The sequence below is a fragment of the Paenisporosarcina sp. NPDC076907 genome (genome assembly GCF_050269735.1).
In the GTDB taxonomy this organism is placed as follows: Bacteria; Bacillota; Bacilli; order Bacillales_A; family Planococcaceae; genus Paenisporosarcina.
The window spans coordinates 941,784-961,834 of sequence record NZ_JBNNIX010000001.1 but is presented as its reverse complement, the minus strand read 5'-3'; the positions used below and the strand labels follow the sequence as shown (position 1 = coordinate 961,834).

General features: G+C 39.0%; 17 protein-coding genes and 1 riboswitch. Of the genes, 7 read left to right on the top strand and 10 right to left on the bottom strand.

Annotated features, from left to right (window positions below; all coding sequences use genetic code 11):
- Positions 1-190: 190 nt before the first annotated feature.
- Positions 191-1,690 (top strand): UDP-N-acetylmuramoyl-L-alanyl-D-glutamate--2,6-diaminopimelate ligase, encoded by a 1,500-nt coding sequence (locus ACQKEV_RS04675; RefSeq protein WP_427443816.1) that lies wholly within the window; start codon positions 191-193, stop codon positions 1,688-1,690.
- A gap of 321 nt (positions 1,691-2,011) precedes the next feature.
- On the opposite strand, the gene ACQKEV_RS04670 is transcribed toward ACQKEV_RS04675, so the two are convergent.
- Positions 2,012-2,734: a gamma-glutamyl-gamma-aminobutyrate hydrolase family protein gene (locus ACQKEV_RS04670; RefSeq protein ID WP_427443814.1), complete on the bottom strand. Its 723-nt coding sequence runs from the start codon at positions 2,732-2,734 to the stop codon at positions 2,012-2,014.
- Positions 2,735-2,921: 187 nt separating this feature from the next.
- On the opposite strand from ACQKEV_RS04670, the gene ACQKEV_RS04665 reads away from it, so the two are divergent.
- Positions 2,922-4,208, top strand: coding sequence for a copper resistance CopC/CopD family protein (locus ACQKEV_RS04665; protein ID WP_427443813.1), 1,287 nt, complete (start codon positions 2,922-2,924; stop codon positions 4,206-4,208).
- Positions 4,209-4,320: 112 nt separating this feature from the next.
- Positions 4,321-5,196 carry an SDR family oxidoreductase gene (locus ACQKEV_RS04660; RefSeq protein ID WP_427443811.1) on the top strand — a complete coding sequence of 292 codons (876 nt, stop codon included), beginning with the start codon at positions 4,321-4,323 and terminating at the stop codon, positions 5,194-5,196.
- Between the two features lie 197 nt (positions 5,197-5,393).
- Here ACQKEV_RS04660 and ACQKEV_RS04655 read toward each other — a convergent pair whose 3' ends face one another.
- Both ACQKEV_RS04655 and ACQKEV_RS04650 read right to left on the bottom strand, forming a co-directional pair.
- Positions 5,394-6,383, bottom strand: coding sequence for a YecA family protein (locus tag ACQKEV_RS04655; RefSeq protein ID WP_427443809.1), 990 nt, complete (start codon positions 6,381-6,383; stop codon positions 5,394-5,396).
- Between the two features lie 442 nt (positions 6,384-6,825).
- Positions 6,826-7,572: a YqcI/YcgG family protein gene (locus ACQKEV_RS04650; RefSeq protein WP_427443807.1), complete on the bottom strand. Its 747-nt coding sequence runs from the start codon at positions 7,570-7,572 to the stop codon at positions 6,826-6,828.
- Between the two features lie 182 nt (positions 7,573-7,754).
- On the opposite strand from ACQKEV_RS04650, the gene ACQKEV_RS04645 reads away from it, so the two are divergent.
- Positions 7,755-8,609, top strand: coding sequence for a dimethylarginine dimethylaminohydrolase family protein (locus ACQKEV_RS04645; protein ID WP_427443805.1), 855 nt, complete (start codon positions 7,755-7,757; stop codon positions 8,607-8,609).
- Between the two features lie 113 nt (positions 8,610-8,722).
- Here ACQKEV_RS04645 and ACQKEV_RS04640 read toward each other — a convergent pair whose 3' ends face one another.
- On the bottom strand, positions 8,723-10,018 hold the full coding sequence (locus ACQKEV_RS04640; RefSeq protein WP_427443803.1) for a Zn-dependent hydrolase: 1,296 nt from the start codon (positions 10,016-10,018) through the stop codon (positions 8,723-8,725).
- Positions 10,019-10,181: 163 nt separating this feature from the next.
- Between ACQKEV_RS04640 and ACQKEV_RS04635 the strand changes: the two genes are divergently transcribed.
- The gene (locus ACQKEV_RS04635) at positions 10,182-11,342 is read left to right on the top strand and encodes a M20 family metallopeptidase (RefSeq protein WP_427443801.1); all 1,161 of its coding nucleotides are present in this window, start codon (positions 10,182-10,184) and stop codon (positions 11,340-11,342) included.
- A 58-nt stretch (positions 11,343-11,400) separates the two neighbouring features.
- On the opposite strand, the gene pcp is transcribed toward ACQKEV_RS04635, so the two are convergent.
- Both pcp and ACQKEV_RS04625 read right to left on the bottom strand, forming a co-directional pair.
- On the bottom strand, positions 11,401-12,012 hold the full coding sequence (gene pcp, locus ACQKEV_RS04630) for a pyroglutamyl-peptidase I (RefSeq protein WP_427443800.1): 612 nt from the start codon (positions 12,010-12,012) through the stop codon (positions 11,401-11,403).
- A gap of 622 nt (positions 12,013-12,634) precedes the next feature.
- Positions 12,635-14,275, bottom strand: a complete 1,641-nt coding sequence (locus ACQKEV_RS04625; RefSeq protein WP_427443798.1) for a PAS domain S-box protein — start codon at positions 14,273-14,275, stop codon at positions 12,635-12,637.
- 769 nt (positions 14,276-15,044) lie between these two features.
- Here ACQKEV_RS04625 and ACQKEV_RS04620 point away from each other — a divergent pair.
- Complete coding sequence (locus tag ACQKEV_RS04620) at positions 15,045-15,455, top strand: hypothetical protein (RefSeq protein ID WP_427443796.1); 411 nt, start codon at positions 15,045-15,047, stop codon at positions 15,453-15,455.
- 38 nt (positions 15,456-15,493) lie between these two features.
- Here the strand turns inward: ACQKEV_RS04620 and ACQKEV_RS04615 are convergent, their stop codons facing one another.
- The 4 genes from ACQKEV_RS04615 to ACQKEV_RS04600 all read right to left on the bottom strand — a co-directional run bounded on the left by ACQKEV_RS04615 (position 15,494) and on the right by ACQKEV_RS04600 (position 18,511).
- Positions 15,494-15,658 (bottom strand): hypothetical protein, encoded by a 165-nt coding sequence (locus ACQKEV_RS04615; protein WP_427443794.1) that lies wholly within the window; start codon positions 15,656-15,658, stop codon positions 15,494-15,496.
- A 109-nt stretch (positions 15,659-15,767) separates the two neighbouring features.
- Complete coding sequence (gene bcsD, locus ACQKEV_RS04610; protein WP_427443793.1) at positions 15,768-16,295, bottom strand: cellulose biosynthesis protein BcsD; 528 nt, start codon at positions 16,293-16,295, stop codon at positions 15,768-15,770.
- A gap of 198 nt (positions 16,296-16,493) precedes the next feature.
- A complete protein-coding gene (locus ACQKEV_RS04605; RefSeq protein ID WP_427443791.1) occupies positions 16,494-18,131 on the bottom strand; it encodes an acyl-CoA dehydrogenase family protein in 1,638 nt (545 codons plus the stop codon).
- A complete protein-coding gene (locus tag ACQKEV_RS04600) occupies positions 18,128-18,511 on the bottom strand; it encodes a MerR family transcriptional regulator (protein ID WP_427443789.1) in 384 nt (127 codons plus the stop codon). Before ACQKEV_RS04600 ends, ACQKEV_RS04605 begins: the two co-directional genes overlap by 4 nt.
- 250 nt (positions 18,512-18,761) lie before the next feature.
- Positions 18,762-18,877: riboswitch (SAM riboswitch) on the top strand.
- A 144-nt stretch (positions 18,878-19,021) separates the two neighbouring features.
- Between ACQKEV_RS04600 and ACQKEV_RS04595 the strand changes: the two genes are divergently transcribed.
- Positions 19,022-20,050 carry a methionine ABC transporter ATP-binding protein gene (locus ACQKEV_RS04595; RefSeq protein WP_427443787.1) on the top strand — a complete coding sequence of 343 codons (1,029 nt, stop codon included), beginning with the start codon at positions 19,022-19,024 and terminating at the stop codon, positions 20,048-20,050.
- Position 20,051: the final 1 nt, after the last annotated feature.

Below are 20,051 nucleotides of genomic sequence, written 5' to 3'. Positions count from 1 at the left end.
TATTGTGATTTTTAAAGCATACTAAATGTTAAATATTATATAGGACGTTTTAGATAGTTGAAAAAAGGAAATAGGGTATCTAAGGGTAAGTTGCGTGGGAAAATACTCGCATTTTGTCGAACCGTGCTACAGTTTCGGTGCGTGTAATGGTACACTTAATCTAATCTTATTGAACATAAAGGAGCATTTCATGGATATTCAATGGACTCAACTTCCTCAAATAAAAGCGCTCCACGTATATGGACCGTCTATGCAGCAAACGGCTGGGATCGTGTATGATTCAAGAGATGTACAAAATCAGTATGCCTTTTTTTGCATCATCGGAGAAGAAACCGATGGACACTTATACATAGATGAAGCGGTTCAAAACGGTGCTACTACAATTGTCGGGTCAGACAAAAGCATCCTTGAATCCTATGCTTCTTCCCATTCTCAAATAACTTTTGTACTAGTAAATGATTCCCGTGAAGCTTTGGCTTATACAGCGTTGGAGTTTCACCACTTTGCATCAGATAAATTATTCAAAGTCGGTGTTACTGGTACAAATGGAAAAACAACAGTTGCGACATATGTACGAAATTTATTGAACCTTCTCGGCTTACCTTGTGGGATGCTCGGAACAAATGGCATTTTCACTTCGAATGAAGTACTTCATATTAAAAAAAGTACGCCCACAACGCCCATGTCTTCAGATGTACAAGCTATTTTCAGTGAACTGCTTAAACGCGGAGACAAAGCAGCATCTATGGAAGTTTCTTCTATTGCATTAGATCAACATCGCGTAAGCGGATTTGAATTTGATGTAGCCATTCATACAAATATTTCTGAAGAACACATGGAATATCATAAAACGTTCGATCATTATAAAATGTGCAAACTTCGTTTGTTCACACAGGCGAAAGCAAGTGTCGTTAATTTGGACGATGCCGGGATGAGTAAAGACATCATTGATGCGATTCAAGGTTCATTGTTGACATACTCATGCAACGTGGATTCTAATGCAGATTTAATTTGGACAAACATCCAGCACCGTCTAGAAGGTATGTCCTTCGATTTGATTTTTGAGGGCAAGATACATCCTATTAATGTTCCCATTTATGGAGAATATAATGTAGGAAATTTAGTTTCCGCAATTGGTGCAGCATTGTTTGCCAATGTTTCTCTGAAAGACATCTTAAATGTTCTTCCTAAAATGCAGCAAGTTGACGGACGCTTTCAAGTAATTCATGGACCAGAAAACAGAAAAATCGTTCTTGATTATGCCCATACACCAGTTGCTCTCGATGCCATCATGCGTGCCGTAAAAAAATTGCCACACAACCGATTGGTCACAATGATAGCCGGTATTGGGATTAGAGATTTTGCCAAAATGCCAAAGATGGCTAAAACAGCCGAGGGTAAAGCGGATGTATTAGTCGTTACCGTCGATCACCCTGGATTTAATGATCCATGGGACGTCGTGGACGCAGTTCTTAAAGGGTTCACAGAACCTTATTTACAGGAAGTTATGACAGCTCCTTCAAGACATGAAGGCGTGCTGAAAGCATTGGAAGCAAGTCAACCAGGTGATATCGTCCTACTGACGAGTGGTTGTATCAATGGTGCTCAAATCGTGAAAGGCGAATATATTCCTCATTCTGATGAAGATATTATCCACGATTATTTCTACAATACGAAATTAAGCGTATAAAACCTTGTTGGCTTCGTGCCAACAAGGTTTTTTTATTGAGACTTTTGATTTGGTCTCGGTGAATATCGAATGATTGGTCGAAAGATGCTTCGAAGAATGACTGAGTATTTTTCCATTTCCAACGAAAGCGGCGACTTTTCCAACGAAATCTTTAGTTCGGCCAACGAAAATTCATTTCCGTACAACGAATCCCCCCTATGCTCAGTCTAGAGGCAGTAATTTTGTTTAAATTAGGTTGTTTAACGGTATTATTTTCGTTAGATCAATTTAATAGCAAAAACAAAAAAGAACTGCCGACAAAAACTGGCAGTTCTTTTTGTCTTATTTGTTCTGTTCTTTTCGTTTAATAGCTGCATCAATATACGCTTTAAAAACTCGTTTAGATGGTTCATCCCCAGCTTTTGCAAATTCTTCAGGATGCCACTGGAATCCAAATACGAAGGCATGCTCAGTACTTTCCACACCTTCAATAATTCCGTCTTTAGCACGTGCAACGACTTTCAGGGGTCCGCCTACTTCATGACACGCTTGATGGTGGAAGGAGTTCACGCGGAATTCTTCCTCTTGAAGCATTTCGAACATGCGACTTTCTTTATCCACTATGACAGGATGAGAACGATGCGTACGCTCGGCTTGTTGTTTATGTTGCATAACTTCTTCTTCTCTTTGAGAGTGAATACTTTGGTACAGGGAACCGCCTGTTGCCACGTTCAACATGTGCAATCCACGACACACGCCTATATATGGTTTATCGAGTTCTAACATTTTTTGTACAAGAGCATGCTCCATTTCATCCAATCGAGGCGCGATTTTCCCTAAATGAACATGTGGGTCTTGGCCGTAATAACTAGGATCGATATCTTCCCCACCTGTTACAAATAATGCATCAATTTGTTCACAAAGTGCATCAATATCTGTTCCTGGAATAAGAGGAACTAATAGGGGAATTCCACCCGCCTGTGTAACTGCATCCGGATAGATGCAAGGCATGAAATATCCGCCTCCCTCTTTAATTTCTGCTGTAATTCCTACGATTGGTTTCATATACATGCTCCGTTCTATTCTTTAAATTCTTACGTATAGTTTCTTTACCCCATACTGAATATGAAAAACGTAACTAATTATTCTAACTGTTAATTTTTATTTTTCTCATTAAAAATCTTTGTACTTACTAATCTTTTTATCCGTTTTGTTCGTTAGCTTTGTAAGGATTGAAAAAGAGGTGGACGGAATGAACAGATTCATGATGTTTTTTGTTTGGATGACCGTATGTTTTTTAATGTTCCCTGCAGCGATTGATGCACATGCGGACCTATATTCGAGTACGCCCGCAAACGGAGCAGTCCTTTCTTCCGCTCCTAGTGAGGTAGAACTTTTATTCAGTACAGTGATTGATGAGCAAGTATACAAAATGGATGTGTTAAATGATAAAGGTGAATCAATCGCAATTGGAAAACCCTCAATAAGTCTGTCTCGGGATAAGTTAACCGTTTCTGTACTTCATTCAGCAAATGGGTTAGTTACAGTGCCTTATTCAGTCATATCAAAAGATGGACATCCAATCGAAGGAAGTATTTCATTTACTATAGAACTCAGTGAACAGACAGTTGCTCCTATGGAGGTTGCTGATAAACCTGCATCCATTGATAACAATCAACCACAAATGATTTCTGGCTCTACGAATGAAGCGATTCAGAAACCCGAGGACATGAATGAAAAACACGACACTTCGGAGCAATCTCCTTCAGTTCTTTCTTCATTTATTAAGTCTGCCTACTTACTATCACTTTTATTACTGGCTGGAACTTTGCTTTGGAATTTTAAAGGTTTCAAAATTCCTTTTACCGCACATATGCAATTGATTCATTTAGACTTACTCGTTCTTTTCACTTGGTCACAAGCACGAAACTTTACACGCGTTTTTGACGAGATCCCATGGCAAGATTTATTTTTACGAACTGAAGTTGGACAGTTTTGGACTGCGGCTCTCGTTATTACTACTTTAGGTCTTTATATAATCAACCGTAATCGCTTTATAGATCTTGCCTGGGCCGGAGCAATTTTACTTACTAAAAGTCTTAACAGTCATGCAATCGCTGCAGCTACACCTTCAGTAACTGTTGGACTCAACTTTATCCATTTACTATTTGCGGCATTATGGCTCGCAGGGTTATTTTATACACTCATTTTGTGGAAAAAAGGACTGGCTCATACCTTTATCCCGACTTTCTCTAAAATGGCTTTACTTAGCATAATTGTATTGACCGTTTCCGGTAGTATCTATGCATGGCTACTGACTCCCGAATTGTCTGCATTATGGACAACAGAATGGGGATACTGGATGATTGCTAAATTAGTGGTAGTCATCGCGGTATTCTTTACTGGAGCTTTGATCCGTAAACACATGAAAAAAAATGAATCCCTTAAAGAAATTCGTTACCTATACTTTGATGCTTCATTAGCCACTACAATTTTAATTATTGTAGGTGTGCTAACCCAACTTAGTCCAGCTCAATAGTTAGATTAAATTTTTCGAATGAACGTTGCTAATAAGGCAACGTTTTTTTGTACGTTTGAATCAATCTTTGTAGGGAATAATTTTCATATAACAAATTTTGAGGAGGCGTATTATGGCTAAAGATAAATACGAAAAAATTCACGAGGAAATTAAAGGACAAACCCAAGCGCATCAACCAGGGATTGAATCCAAAATGGATCCTGAACCAATTTATGATGATGAAAACTATAAAGGCTCCGGCAAACTAACCGGAAAAGTCGCACTTATTACGGGTGGTGATAGCGGAATTGGTCGCGCGGTTGCAGTCGCTTATGCTAAGGAAGGCGCAAACATCGCCATTGCCTATTTAGATGAGCACGATGATGCTGATAAAACAGCGAAGCTCGTAGAAGCCTATAATGTTAAAGCAATAAAAATTGCTGCTGATTTAAGTGATGATGAAAACTGTCAGAATGTCATTGATCAAGTGATTGAAGAATTTGGTCAGTTAAATATCTTGGTCAACAATGCAGGAAAGCAGTTTCCAACGGAAGATTTTCTTAAAATCACACCTGATCAATTACAAGAAACTTTTTCAACCAATATTTTTTCCATGTTTTACTTAACACAAGCTGCACTTCCTCATTTAACAAAAGGAGATGCTATTATTAACACCTCCTCCGTTACAGCTTATAGAGGATCGCCGCATTTAATCGATTACTCATCTACCAAAGGAGCCATCACAACGTTCACTCGTTCACTTGCGCTGAACTTGATTGAAAAAGGAATTCATGTTAATGCAGTCGCGCCTGGACCGATTTGGACGCCATTAATTCCAGCTACATTTGACAAAGAACAAGTTGCAAAAGCCGGAGACGATACGCCAATGGCAAGACGTGGGCAGCCTGCAGAAAATGCGCCCGCTTACGTTTTCTTAGCATCGGCAGACTCCAGTTACATGATTGGACAAACAATCCATGTAAACGGTGGAGATTTCGTAACATCATAATAATGAGCATAAGAAAAGCACAAATTGTGCTTTTTTCTTTAGACTGAGATTTAGCGTTCGCATGCAATAAAATCTTTATCTCGATCGCTTTTCTTATTTAAATCGTACACTTATCTGTATCCTCGGTAAGGCAAACTGAAATATACAAAAACAAAAAGCCCGACGCAGTGTTTCTCGTCGGACTACAGGTAGTCAAATTAATTGGTTTTTGAATAAAACTCATTAATATCTTTATAATATTTATTCAATGAATGGGTCGAGACACTATACCATTCAGCAATTTCTTTTATACTCCAGTATGGTCCTTCAAATAATTGATGCTCTTGTCCGAATCGAATCGCACCTGCAGCAACTGCCGCTTCTTTTCTCGCATTCGGCTGATTTGTAACTAAATAATCTTCGATAATGTTCAGTAGTTGCTTCGGATCACGATTTTGTTTTTCTAGTCTCTCCATTACTTCAAGTAAGATTCCAGCTTCAAAATCGGTAAATTCACCGCCAGCATATCCATTAGCCCCTAAAAGTTCCCAGAAATCGATGAGGTGAGTTTGCAAGAAGTGGGCTGCCTCTTCCTTAGAGCTAGCAGCATTTGTTTGTGCGAAGGTATTGATAACTTCCCGATGATCAGTTGGGAGGAATATTAAGCTAGAAACTGCCAAGAAGTGATTGTCCTGCAAGCTGATGTCCGGCAGCATAAAGCAGAAAACATGTACGCCAACAGGGATTGGCTTTTCACTTTCACGTTTTAAATACAGGATTTCGGTCGTCAATATATCTTTAACCTTCATAAACTCAGGTCCTACTTCCACCACTTCACCTAATAATACGGCAGGCGTTTTCCAATGTTCTAAAACATTGACAACAGATGGTCGCACGGCTTTCTTTTGTTGCTTTTCCACATATTTCAACCAGATTTCCGGTCTCGTATGGAAGAAAAATTCATCGATAGCAATGGCTTCTATCATTTCTTCAGCCAAATATTTTTCAAGTTTTGATTTCCATTCCTTAATGACTGCCAGTAGCGCTGGGAAATCCTTGCGTTCTGGATACTCATCGTAAAAAGACTGTAGCATTCTATCCAATTCTTCCGAACGAACAGCTTCAACTGTTAACGCCTGATTGCGCTCACAACATTTTTTAAATTTCTTCCCGCTTCCACATGGACACGGATCATTACGTCCTACCATTCAAACACGTCCTTCAGTTAATAAAGTTTACGCCCTAGTGTAACATGCAATCACACATGAATACAGGGTACGAAGGACGTGCGACTTACGATACTTCATGTAATGTATTTTTCTATTCGCGAATTTGGGATATCTATTTGCAGTAAAAGCTGTTCTGTTTGCGATTTCTAGAGGCTATTCTCGTTCATCAACCTTCTCCTCTCGCTTTATCAATTTGTAGCCCTAAACATTACCTTAAAAAAACCGCCAAGCGATAAGCGAGAACACGTTTCCTACGTGGATGCGTTTTTTTCCTACGTGGACTGAGATTTTTCCTACGTCACCCTCGATTTTTCCTACGTGACCCCCAATAATTACAACTGAGCACCCGCTCAGTCACAACTTTTGGGTAATCAAAAGGCATCCGACGCTGGCCGGATGCCTTTTTAAAGTTTCACTATAATTAACTCTCAACTGACGACATTGCTTTATGATTGAATGGGCATTTCCCTTTAATAGGTTCAATATCGTCTCCAATAAAGAATTGCTTCCATTCATTATGTTCGGGATCACCAAAATGACTGATATCTGGATGCTTCGGCAATTGATCCCATGCCTCCACTCGTTCCCGAACTTTTTCGCGGGACATGATTCCACCTTTTTCAGTTCCTTCAAGACCCTGGAATATTTTACGCGGTTGGAATCCAAGAACCATCGCGTTACCTAAATGGCGGGTTTTTCTTTGTTTATAAGCCGGTGCATTGCCAAACACAAAAATTGGTTCTCCATTAAAACGGAAATCCCATAAATGGTGAGCAGGGTCCCGTGGAGCATCTGCTGGCCATTCAACAGGATCCACTTCGTGTAAGTACTGTAAGATATCCCAGAACTGTTTACGATATTGCTCGAGATTCCCTTCGACTTCAAATGGTTCCACAAACACAAATAAACCATGTCGTTTATGTTTCGGATCATTGAATAAGTCCAGGAAACCTTCCAACGTTTTAGGCAGATTCGACCAATCATCTTGAGAGATATAGCCATATCGCAATTCGCCTTTCAATTCGCCACTCATCCCAAAATAACAAGGGAAGGTTTTATCTGTCACGATATTATGGAATGTTTTATATTCATGGAGTAACCATTCAGGTAAATCAGATCGTGTTGCAAAATCCTCTTTTGTTAATAAAGCCTGTTCTTTCGTTATCATTGAATTCCCTCCACTGTATCTAATTAATCATTCGTTATTATTTACCTCAATAAATACCCCATCGTTTATCTAGCGAAACAACCTTAATTCAGCGTCGTAAAATTTTTATTTCGATTCATGTTAATTTTATTTCGTTTCGGGAATAACAGAAGAAACGATTACGAACTAATGGAGGATGAAAGATGAGCATCGAAAGTATCGATAGTATTCATACACGTTGCAGAAGTGAGTATGACACGTTACAAAAAGTAATTGTATGCGAACCCCAGTTTATGGCGATTGATGAAATAATCAATGACGTGCAAAAAAAATATAAAGATGAAAACATTAATATTGAACGTGCTCTAAACCAGCACCATGACTTTGTAGCGAAAATGAGAGCAGAAGGCATCGACGTCATCACATTACCTGCTAATGCATCGTATCCTGAACAGGTTTTCACGCGTGATATTGGTTTCACACTCGGCAATCAAACATTTGTATCTGAAATGGCAAGCAGTATCCGACAAGGTGAAGAAACAGTTCTTGAAAAATGGCTGGACGAGCATCATGTGCCATTTCAAAAATTATCGCAAAGTCATATTGAGGGTGGAGATGTCATCATTGACGGAAAAACCATTTACATAGGGCTTAGCCATCGAACTTGTAACTCAGCTATTGAACAGCTTCGCATCGATTTGCCAAATTACGAAATTGTTGCGATTCCGTTTGACCCGAAATACCTGCACTTGGATTGTGTGTTTAATATACTTTCCCCCACGGATGCGTTAATATTCCCAGAGGCACTTGATGCCGAAACTGTAGCTTTTCTAGGAAGCCGCTATCATTTGATTGAAGTAAGTAAGGAAGAGCAATTTACAATGGGCACGAATGTTTTATCCATTGGACACAAAAAAGTATTCAGTTTGCCGGTTAACCCACAAGTAAATATGAATATGCGGAGTCAAGGCTATGAAGTGATTGAAGTGGATTTTTCGGAGATTATCAAATCTGGGGGATCTTTCAGGTGCTGCACCATGCCGATTGCCCGCGGATAAATGAATGAATGTGCTTACAATTCTTGCACCAAATACAAAAAGCGCTCAAATCCTTTATTGGACTTGAGCGCTTTTTCGTGTCAATTAATTTGTCATCAATTTTCAAATAGATTTTATTGTACCATACACTTCTCAATAGCTCGTTTAAGAACGTGAGTGCAAATCGTACAGTCTGTTAAAGATGTCCATTCTGCCGGATTATGACTAACGCCATCTTTACTTCTAACAAAGATCATAGCGACAGGAATCTCCGCACCTAGCATCATGGCATCATGTCCCGCACCACTTACAAGATATTGTTTTTCGATATTCATGTCGTCGAACACACAGTTCAGAATGTCGGTCATTTGAGTGCCAATTGGTACTGGCGGTGTTCGCATTTTTTCTGTAATTGCTACTTTCACATTTCGGGAATCTGCAATTTCATGTGCTTTATTAACGACGTTAGAAACGATTTGATCGCGTGATTGTTCATCGATATCGCGGATATCTGTTATGAGGCTCACTTTGCCTGGAATTACATTCGCTCCGTTCGGCTCCACATGAACCTTTCCAACAGTTGCAACGCCAGTAGTACTTACCATAGCTGGAGCTTTTTCAATATATAAAAACAATTCAGAAGCGGCGGTCAATGCATCCTGACGATCATCCATTGGCGTATTCCCTGCATGGCCTGCCTTCCCTTCAAAGATGATTTCTGTCCATGATGGTCCAGCTATTCCTTGTACGATTCCGACTGGTAAATTGGCTCTTTCCAACTTCTTTCCTTGTTCGATATGTACTTCTATAAAACGCTCAATACCTAATTTTTCTCGTTTCGCTTCGATAAAACCGTTTACGGTCTTTCCAGTGGTAGCTAAAACTTCTTCGAATGATAATCCCTCAGCATCGCTCAAAGTGACTTGTGTCTCCATATCCAATGCACCAGTCATCGCGCGACTACCCGTCAACCCACCGTTGAATCGAGTTCCTTCTTCATCCGTAAATATGTATACTTCATAGGTTTTATTAGGAGTTACACCTTGTTCTTTCCATGCTTCCGCTACTTCCAGTGCAGCAATGACGCCAAGTGGACCGTCGAAATGACCACCTTCAGGGACACTGTCTACATGTGAGCCTGAGGCAACGGAGTCGGACTGATTTTCTTTCCCCTCGATACGCCCCACAACATTTCCCGCTCCATCTTGCGTTACATTCATCCCCGCTTCTCTCATCCATCCCATGACAAGTTCTTTTGCTTGTTGCTCAAGCGGGCTAAATCCTACACGTGTTACCCCAAACTTAGCAGTCAATCCGATTTTAGATAACTCGCCAAGCCGATGTGCAATGCGTTCACCTGATACCCCATCTCTAGACCATATTCGGTTATAGTCGGCTAATAATGTTTGCTCTAAATCAAATTCAGTCATTATATAAACCCCTTTCTTAATTTGAATTGTTACAAGAGTACTCTATAATCAATTGTTTCGTAAACCTAAAATTATTAAATTCAGTATATTAAATTTTTAAGCTATAATTAAGATTATTTGCCTTTGCACTATTTATCTAAAATTATTAGGAGATGAACAGAGTATGACAGACAGATACAGTTTTTTGAAAAACCATGAAGAGGATATTCGACACGACCTTATCAGTATTGTTCAAGCCGAATCTCCAACTCTACAGAAAGTATTAGTGGATATCACAGGGAATTTGTTAAAAGAAATGATGCTTAAAAGACTAGGAAACGACTACATCTGTACTGTTTATCCTCAGCAACAATATGGAGATCATCTTCTCTTTGAAAAGAATGTCACCTCAAAACCACGAATTTTATTCCTTAGCCATTTTGATACTGTGTGGCAAAAAGGCGAGCTACCTATTCGATTTGAGGACAATGTGATGTATGGACCTGGAGTATTTGATATGAAAGCTGGATTGTTGTCATCGATTTGGGCCGTTGCATCTTTAGAGAAATCAATGGATGCATTGCCTATTTCCCCTGTATTTTTGTTTACATCTGATGAAGAGACTGGAAGCATGTCATCACGTGAGTTGATTGAACAAGTAGCTAAAACATGCGATGCGGTCTTTGTTATGGAACCAGCCGAGGCACACACGAATGCATTGAAAACGGCACGTAAAGGTGTGGGTATCTACAACATTAACGTTCACGGAATAAGTGCACACGCAGGTAATCATCATGAAGATGGAGTCAATGCAATTCTTGAAATTGCGTACTTAGTTCAGCAACTAGAGGACCTTACGGATTATGCCAAGGGGACGACGGTCAATGTAGGAATGATCCATGGAGGAACTGCTAGTAACGTAGTTCCTGAGCATGCATCTATAGAGGTAGATTTTCGCGTAACTTCGTTGCAAGAAGCCGACCGTATCATGGACTCAATCGAACAGCTCAAACCAAAAAATCCACAAGCAAAAGTAACGATTAGCGGTGAATTAAATCGTCCTCCCCTTGAAAGAAATGCAGCCAATCAAAAACTGTTCGAACTTGCGAAACATGCAGGTAAACGATTGAATATAGAAGTGAACGAATCAAGTGTTGGTGGTGGAAGTGACGGAAATTACACGTCAGCACTTGGCATTCCTACAATAGATGGATTAGGTATCCCAGGTGATGGTCCTCATGCTAGACATGAGCATATCCGATTTGATCTGTTTGTTGAACGTTGTGCATTAGTCGCAGAAATGTGCATGATTTACGGAGAACAAATTAACAATCAGTATAAATAATACAAACACATTAAAAAAGCACCAAGCTCACAGGCTATGGTGCTTTTGCTTATATGATTTATTCTGAATCAGAAAGTACAGTGATGCAAAGAGTGATGGCTTTCTTTAAATCTTCATGAGACCAGCTTGGAATATTTCCATGCTGAATAGCAAGTTCATGTGAAGCGGGCATATGGATAAATCCAGATGGAATCTTTAAATCAGATGTTTGAATTTTATGTAATCCTTCGTACATCACGTTGTTGCATAAATAAGTACCGGCCGTATTTGATATAGTCGCAGGCAGTCCAGACTCATTTAATTTATCTACCATAGATCGAATCGGTAACGTAGATAGATATGCTGCAGGTCCATCCGTATGAATGACTTCATCCACAGGTTTATTCCCTTCGTTATCAGCCTCCCCATCTTTCACATTAATTGCGATGCGCTCAGGCGTAATTTTCGATCGCCCCCCAGCCAAGCCAAGAGAAATGACGGCATCTGGTTTATACTCGTTTATCAAAGAAATCAATTGTTTGCCCGACGTCATAAAATCAACTGTCATCGTCTTTCCAACGATCTGATAGTCTCCAATAGTTTGTCCATTTAACTCCTCCACAATTTTCATGGTCGGGTTTACCGTGAAGGATAGAAAAGGTTCAAAACCAGTCAGTAATAACGTTTTCATTAAGTTGCCAACCTCCTTTTCTCTTCTTTTTATTGTAACGTACAGGATTATTTATCTCGAAAAATAAACAATTTATGGATATTCATTGCTGTTTAATTATTGGTAAACAGGATTTAATGTTATGCTAGTGAGCAAATCATCTAATCGAACACTAGGCAGATAATCTAATAATTTTTTTTACTAGTTAATTATAATTAACTAAATATTTTCATCATATTAACTATTCACATAATATAAACTTCTTATTTTTGACATTTATTTGTTGCTTAGTAAGAAAATTTTACCTATAATTCTAACTTGTGAGCAATCACGACAATATACGCAAGGAGAATTTAATGCTTCCATTAAAAAAATCACATATTTTTGGAAGAAGATCTCTACTATCACGACACTACATCTTGCCATCTTCTCAATCTCAATTTATTTCTCTTCTATATCAAATGATGAGAAAAAATTAACCCGTTGCCCATGAATTTACTAACATAGATTAAGTCATCAATAAGCATCCTTTCAAAGGGTGCTTTTTTCTATCCACCATCATTTTTCGTCATGGTAATCGTGTAAAATCAATAAACGAAAAATCCCTCCACTAAAAGTGAAAGGATCTCAAAAACGCATTTCATTAAGTATATTGCTTTTGTTTATACATTTCGTGATCTGCATGTTGAAGCAAATCACTGTATGTTCGTCCATCTTCAGGATAATAGGCAACACCGATACTTGAGCTAGTACGAATCTGATTATTATCGGAGATCCAAGCTTTTGAAATAGCTTTTTGTACCCTGGCAACCAGTGGTTCAATAGAGTCCCTGGAGCGAATATTGGGTAGAAGGATGGCAAACTCATCGCCTCCTAAACGGGCAAGAATATCTTGCTCGCGCAGACTTGATTTGACTCGTTCTGCAAATTGTTGCAGCACGATGTCACCCATTGCATGTCCAAGTTCATCATTAATGCGCTTAAAATCGTCCATATCCAAATATAATATGGCGAAGTTTTTATCGTCATTATCTTCAGCTTTTTCCAATGCGATTTTCACTTTCTCTTCAAAAAGCCTGCGATTAGGTAATTTTGTCAAATCATCTTCAAAAGCTAAGGCTTTTAATTTATCCTGGAAATGTTTTCGTTCTTCAATATCTCTTCCAACGACTAGAATAAATTTCGTTCGTTTTCTTTCGTCAAAGAACAGCGAGCCTTTTAATTCCAGCCACAACCACCCCTTCGTTACATGCTTATGTCTTAATTCAATCGTCTGACTTCTTCCTGTTACAAGAATTTCTTGAAACACGGCAAGAACTGAAGGCAAGTCTTCTTCATGAATCATATCGAACGTCAGTTGGCCTTCATACTCTTCCGAAGTAAAACCGAGAACAATCTCATGTGAAGGAGAGGCATACTTCATGATGCCATTTTCATCTAAAATAGAGACAACATCGTTCATATTTTCGGCAATCAAGCGATATTTTTCTTCGCTGATCAATAAGGCTTTCTCCATTTCACGTCTCTCTGTTACATCTTGGAAAAGCACTTGAATGGAAGGTTTGTTTTCAAAAACAATTCCCATAGCTGTCGCTTCTACAATGATGGACTTGCCATCCGGCCGCGTCATTTCCTGGTCTACAAAATCAACTGTATATTCTTTTTCCTTTAAGAGAGACAACATTTTTCTCACTACATCATTGCGGTTATTTGATGGTAGTAAAGTGAAAATCGATTGATTCAACATGTCTTCTTGGCTGGTATAACCAAACACTTTGAGTCCTGCTTTATTTATATAACGAACTCGTCCATCACGAATAACCGCTACAGGTTCAGGGGACATGTCCACTAACTTTTGATATCGTTCTTCACTTTCCCTTAACAAGCGTTCGGTTACTTTCTGTTCCGTGATATCTCTCGTAATTCCGGAGATCGCCACCACTTCCCCCAAATCATTATAGATAGGAGAAAACGTTAAATTTACCGTAAGTCTATGACCGGCTTTATGTAAGCATTCGACCTCGAATTTGCAAATGACACAGCCATTTTTCACTTTATTGATTCGTTCTGCCAGTCCAGAAGATTGATTCGGCGGGATAACTGGTAGAGAATGACCAATCAATTCATCTCTTGTCCAACCATATAATTTTTCAAAAGCAGGATTTACATCCAGAATGTTACCTTGAAGATCCAAAATATCGATGGCATCTCCAGCGGAATAAAACATCTGTTGATATAAACTTAATGGTGTAGGTTTTAGACAGTCATTCTTTTGAACTGACATAGACGCATCTTCCTTCTGTATAAGTAGAATTCTGTAATATTGGCTTTTTAATATATTTAAGTGGATAAGATTCATCAAAGAATAATTCATTTGAGAACAATGATGATGTTAATGGGAATTTATTTAGTAAATAGAAACTCTTATATCCATTTCGACATCGTAAAGAAGTTTTCCTCCATTAAGTAGAGAGTACATTTCTATATATTACCATTTTTCCTGCGAATTCATTAAATTTAAAGACCGTATGATTTCACTGACTGACAATATAAACCCTTCTCCAGCAAGTTAGCTGAGAAGATTTATTCAAAATGAATTAAGGAAGGGTTATCTCTTTTACAAGAAATCGCTAATTATTAGACAATTTATTATTTTTAAACTTTATCACAATGATTCCCTGAATTATACAACAAAAAACGATTCCTAAATAGTCGTTTGGGACTACATTATCGAAAAAATGTAGATAAAATTTCTTAATACAAAGGGTTTTGCAGAGTCGAAGCGCACGCCAAAAAAAGCTTTTACAACGTGAGCGTCGATATTTCCTACGTCAACTCCATTTTTTCCTACGTGAACATCAAATTTTCCTATGTGACCGTCGATAATTACAACCAAGATCCATTTCTCTTCTCGGTAGTTTGCTTAGGAACAACAAACATCGCTATGTATTAATTATTTCAGAAAAATAAAAGGATTTAAGGTGTGATTGTATATGAAAGTGGGTATCACTATAAGATAACTGCTTTTTTTAACAATAATTGGAGGGATGACGATGTCTAGAGGAAATACACGTTCATTATTACTTGGAGGTCTTGCAGCTACGGCTTATATGTATTTACAGAAACCTGAGAATCGTGATAAAGCCAAAGTGATGATGAATAATACGATGACAAAAGTGTCTTCATTTATGAACTCGCAAAATGTAAAACAATCACAAATGACAAAAGCCGGTCACTCTGATCCAACTGATCCGGATGATAACCGTATGGTGGAAGAAGGCGCTATGACGAGCGTCCAATATTATAACGAAGGTGTACAAAGTAAGGATACGAAGAAAGAAGCAAAACAAGCTTTCCCAAAATCCCAGCAAAAAGCTGCACCAAAATCAAAAGAATCATTGCCCGAAGATAACAATGACTCACCGGCAAAACAAGAAAACGCAAAAAGACTTCCGAATGAATAAACAAAAACCGTGACCCAATTGGGATCACGGTTTTTTGATTAGTTGCCGCCACGCTCATCCACGTGATGATTGTTCTGGCCATCTTTCACTTGAAGTTTTTCTTTCTCTTCTTTGCTTAATTCATCTTTTTTCTGTGTCTGATCCGTAGCATTTTCATTTGCAAATTCCTTTGCAGATTGCTTCTCATTTTCATTCATTGCCATTCACCTCTCCATTATTAAATTTCCGTCATAGTTGATTTTCCCCTAATAATCAAACTTATAACATGAAAATTGAATATTTTTGTATGAAGAGTTAGATTACTTTAAGGTGCTATTCTTTTACAAACAGATGAATTTCACTAAAATCGACGCCATTTTGATTTTTCTTTGTGATTAAGTAGCTCAGATTTTCTTTCATCAATTCACTCATGAAACCATTCCAATAATTCGGCATGATAATGCATTCTTGATTTTTATTAATGGCCTGGAAAACCCGATGTTCCCAGCTATTGTGCAGTTCAATAGTCACCTGTCTATCTTCTTTGGAAAACTTAGTGATTTTCACATTTCCCCAACCGGCATTGCGATAAATATCACTGAATTGAATTAAAATATTTTCAAGATCCATCCGTTCAGAATAGTACTTACTTACTAATGTTCCCATACGAAATCCAAAGGCCTTTAATATTGTATTGCTCTTTTCGATATCTAAGTGTTCATCCAAAGTTTGCAATAAGATTTCAATTGATAAGTCCCATAATACGATTGCAGAGGCATCATTTTGAAAGAATAGTCCTCTTTCCTTTTTCCATATAAACTCATCTCTGTTTATACTAAATTCTGTGATAGAGTCAGGCATTCACGAACTCCCCTTAAAATAAATTTTTCCCTTCATAAGTTTAATAGATTGATATTAAACATTCAATACAAAATTTTCTGATTTTTTAACTTATTCATAAAGAAAACCAATATTCCATCTAAGATATACCTTCAAAATCGCGAAATAACTTATCATAAACACTAGTATTCATTTCGTTTCAAACAGGATTTCTCTAATTTAAGAGCTTAAAAGTTGGCAAGTCTTCATGGGATCGCCAAGGTTTCTTAAGCTCCAAGTCGTTTCCAAGTAAATGTCTGCAACCAACGTTGCGCGAACGCCTAATGACTCTGCCATTCCCACCGCCATCACACTTTCATATACATGTGCCATCCTTTGTGCAATAGTCTTCGCTTCAAACGTTTGCATCGCTTCGTCCAAAGCCGCAAAAGTTGTTAAGTCCTCATCCAATTGGTTTAGAACACGCTCAACGATTGGTTTCATCTTACTCATTGGAATATCTTTGAGTCTTGATTTCATCGTCTTCACGAAGAGTGTATGAGCGTTGAATTTCCTGACCAATCGAACAATTTCCAAGCCCAATATGTTGGCCGTACCTTCCCAGACAGTAAGGACTTGTGCGTCTCGCAGCAATCTTGGAGTAACGAAATCTTCGATGTAGCCATTGCCACCGTGCATTTCAATTGCTTCATGGGCAAAATGAATTGCTTGCTCGGCCGTTTCTTTTTTCAAAATAGCAATAAATAACCGATTCAATACGACTTCTTCTTCACTCGCTTCATTCGCAACAACACGATCATACAGCTTGATCAAATCAAATACAGTCATAAGTTCTACTTCCAATTTTGCCGTCAATTTGCCTAACGAATCCTGCACCATCGGGAACTCAACAAGCTTTCGTCCAAAAGCATCTCGTTGATGAGCATATTCAGAAGCCTCATTTAATGCGCGGCGCATGATTCCAAGAGATGCGACAGCATTGCAAATACGCGATAAATTCAATGCTTCCATCATATATTTCAGGCCATTCGCTTTATCACCCACTGCATAAGCCACCGCACCGTCGAATTCCACTTCACCACTCGGCACTGCTCTTACACCTAACTTGTCTTTCAATCTTCGAATGGAAATCCCATTCAACGAACCATCTTCCAGTCGCCATGGAACAGCAAAAAGTGTCAATCCACGTGAACCTTCAGGCGCTCCATCGATTCGTGCAAGAACCATCGCGACCTTTGCCATACCGGCATTCGAGGCAAAATACTTTTCGCCATATAATCGAAAATGATCACCCTCCTGCTCAGCCTTTACCACATTTGCACCAACATCCGATCCACCTTGCCGCTCAGTCAAAAAAGTGGCACCTTCAAACAACTCCATTTCCCCTGTGGCACACACATGCGGTAAGAAACGATCTTTCAATTTTTCATCCGCATAATGGTCGAGCAAGAATGCCGTGGCCATCGTCAAAGTAACGGGACAATAAAAACCCGCTTCTGATTGGGATAATACGTAGCCTTGTGCAAAACTGTACAAATAATTCCCCTTACGATCCAACTCCGGTATCTTCTTGTGCACATAGCCGACTATCCCTGTTTCATAAGTTTCCTGCACGGTCTTTTTGTACCCTTCATTGACCCATACTTCCGAAACATCTTCTCCGTAACGATTGAATTTCACCAAGTTTGGTGCACCTTCACGATCTGTATGGCGAGCCCGTTCATCAATTTCATTCGCTACTTGCTCACCAAACTTAGTCAAAGCCTTATCTGCAAAGTCAAACATGTCAGGTTGCAATCCACTTCTCAAAATATGTTGCAGCGTTTCATCTTCAGAATAAAAATTTCGTCGAATCATTTCACATTCCCCTTTAAATTCGATAATTTTTCCTGGAACTGCCCAAGCAACTCTTCCATTTCAGACTTCATATTCTGCAAATCAAGAATTTTCATATTTATCTCAGCCACCCGTGTCGTGCCATACTCAATCGTCCGCTCCAACTGCTTAGCACCCGTCCGATCATGGTCGAACAACAACACCATTTCTTTAATTTCATCCAGATTAAAACCATACTGTTTTCCGCGGATGATCAACTTAAGTTTCGCGTACTCCTTTGGTCCAAACATCCTAATATTGCTCTCTGTTCGAACAGGTTTCAACAAGCCAAGTTCCTCATAATATCGGATGGTCCGCGTCGTCACCCCAAACTCTTTCGCTACTTCTGCGATGCTCTTCATTCCCACCTCACCGCTTCCCATTTTTACCTATTCTAACATTGACGTTAACGTAAACTTCAAGACTCTTTATGAAAATATTGATTGTTTTTTTCATAAACAATACATCCAATTTTCCCGTCATCCATTCGAGCACGTAAATTCAGTGATTTTTTGAAATGAATAATTATTAAACTATTGCGACTATTAATCACCTAGTTGACAGGCTGAAATATTCAGACTATAGTGAACAACATAATTAAATATGCGTGATTTCTTATCAAGAGATGTGGAGGGCCTGGCCCTATGATACCTCAGCAGCGGGTTTTTACTTCGTGTAAAAATACTGTGCTAATTCCAGCGGACAATTTATTGTTCGATAGATAAGAAGGAGTGTTCGAGCTAATTTTCTGTGGATTTGTGTCCGCATTTTCTTTGCATACGTATGCCTCTTCTGTCTATCGACAGAAGGGGCTTTTTTTATTGCCCATCCTCTTTGATAACGAACATGACATAGAAAGGGGCGACATCCACTTGATTGAATTCCAACAAGTCACGAAATCATTTCAAACCAAAAAGCAAACGGTTGAAGCCTTGAAAGGCATAGACCTCACTGTTGAAAAAGGAGATATCTTCGGGGTGGTTGGCTATAGCGGTGCAGGGAAAAGCACACTCATCCGATTGGTCAATCTGCTCGAACGCCCATCCAGCGGGCAAGTAATAGTTGACGGACAACAACTAACTGCACTGAAGCCTAAACAACTTCGAGCTCAAAAGAAAAAAATCGGCATGATCTTTCAACACTTCAACCTGCTGAATTCCAAAACTGTTTTCGATAACGTTGCCATTCCGCTCGTATTATCAGGCACATCAAAATCAATAATCAAAACGCGTGTTGAAGAATTACTAGACTTCGTAGGGCTTGCAGACAAAGCCAAGAACTATCCCGAGCAGCTATCGGGTGGTCAGAAACAACGGATTGGGATTGCAAGAGCGCTAGCTACAAACCCCTCCATTCTGCTATGTGATGAAGCCACATCAGCACTTGATCCACAAACGACCAGCGCTGTTTTGCAGCTGCTCAAAAAGATTAACCAAGAATATGACATTACGATCCTGCTCATTACACACGAAATGTCCGTCATCCGGGAAATTTGCAACAAAGTAGCGGTCATGGAAGGCGGACGCGTAGTGGAACAAGGTTCCGTTTTTGATGTCTTTGCTTCACCAAAAACGGACATCGCAAAGAATTTTGTTCGGACAGTCATTCACGACGAAATCCCACAAAGCGTTCTTAAAAATGCTGTATTATCAAGCACGCTGCCAATCATTTGGAAAATAAATTTTGTCGGCAACACATCTAGTCAGCCCTTACTTTCGACTATTGCTAAGAAATATGACGTGCACTTAAGTGTTCTTTCAGCAAACATTTCAGAGATCCAGGAGACCCCTTTTGGTAATTTGATTATCGAAGTAACAGGTGAAAAGAGCGAGGTAGAAAAATCTTTCTCCTTTATCAAAGACGAAGGGTTCATCATACAGGAGGTGAAACTGCATGACTGAT

What these genes read in the sequence shown, in the direction of transcription:
- ACQKEV_RS04675 (WP_427443816.1), top strand. Translation starts at nt 191, where the DNA reads ATGGATATTCAATGGACTCAACTTCCTCAAATAAAAGCGCTCCACGTA.
- ACQKEV_RS04670 (WP_427443814.1), bottom strand. Translation starts at nt 2,734, where the DNA reads ATGAAACCAATCGTAGGAATTACAGCAGAAATTAAAGAGGGAGGCGGA.
- ACQKEV_RS04665 (WP_427443813.1), top strand. Translation starts at nt 2,922, where the DNA reads ATGAACAGATTCATGATGTTTTTTGTTTGGATGACCGTATGTTTTTTA.
- ACQKEV_RS04660 (WP_427443811.1), top strand. Translation starts at nt 4,321, where the DNA reads ATGGCTAAAGATAAATACGAAAAAATTCACGAGGAAATTAAAGGACAA.
- ACQKEV_RS04655 (WP_427443809.1), bottom strand. Translation starts at nt 6,383, where the DNA reads ATGGTAGGACGTAATGATCCGTGTCCATGTGGAAGCGGGAAGAAATTT.
- ACQKEV_RS04650 (WP_427443807.1), bottom strand. Translation starts at nt 7,572, where the DNA reads ATGATAACGAAAGAACAGGCTTTATTAACAAAAGAGGATTTTGCAACA.
- ACQKEV_RS04645 (WP_427443805.1), top strand. Translation starts at nt 7,755, where the DNA reads ATGAGCATCGAAAGTATCGATAGTATTCATACACGTTGCAGAAGTGAG.
- ACQKEV_RS04640 (WP_427443803.1), bottom strand. Translation starts at nt 10,018, where the DNA reads ATGACTGAATTTGATTTAGAGCAAACATTATTAGCCGACTATAACCGA.
- ACQKEV_RS04635 (WP_427443801.1), top strand. Translation starts at nt 10,182, where the DNA reads ATGACAGACAGATACAGTTTTTTGAAAAACCATGAAGAGGATATTCGA.
- pcp (WP_427443800.1), bottom strand. Translation starts at nt 12,012, where the DNA reads ATGAAAACGTTATTACTGACTGGTTTTGAACCTTTTCTATCCTTCACG.
- ACQKEV_RS04625 (WP_427443798.1), bottom strand. Translation starts at nt 14,275, where the DNA reads ATGTCAGTTCAAAAGAATGACTGTCTAAAACCTACACCATTAAGTTTA.
- ACQKEV_RS04620 (WP_427443796.1), top strand. Translation starts at nt 15,045, where the DNA reads ATGTCTAGAGGAAATACACGTTCATTATTACTTGGAGGTCTTGCAGCT.
- ACQKEV_RS04615 (WP_427443794.1), bottom strand. Translation starts at nt 15,658, where the DNA reads ATGGCAATGAATGAAAATGAGAAGCAATCTGCAAAGGAATTTGCAAAT.
- bcsD (WP_427443793.1), bottom strand. Translation starts at nt 16,295, where the DNA reads ATGCCTGACTCTATCACAGAATTTAGTATAAACAGAGATGAGTTTATA.
- ACQKEV_RS04605 (WP_427443791.1), bottom strand. Translation starts at nt 18,131, where the DNA reads ATGATTCGACGAAATTTTTATTCTGAAGATGAAACGCTGCAACATATT.
- ACQKEV_RS04600 (WP_427443789.1), bottom strand. Translation starts at nt 18,511, where the DNA reads ATGAAGAGCATCGCAGAAGTAGCGAAAGAGTTTGGGGTGACGACGCGG.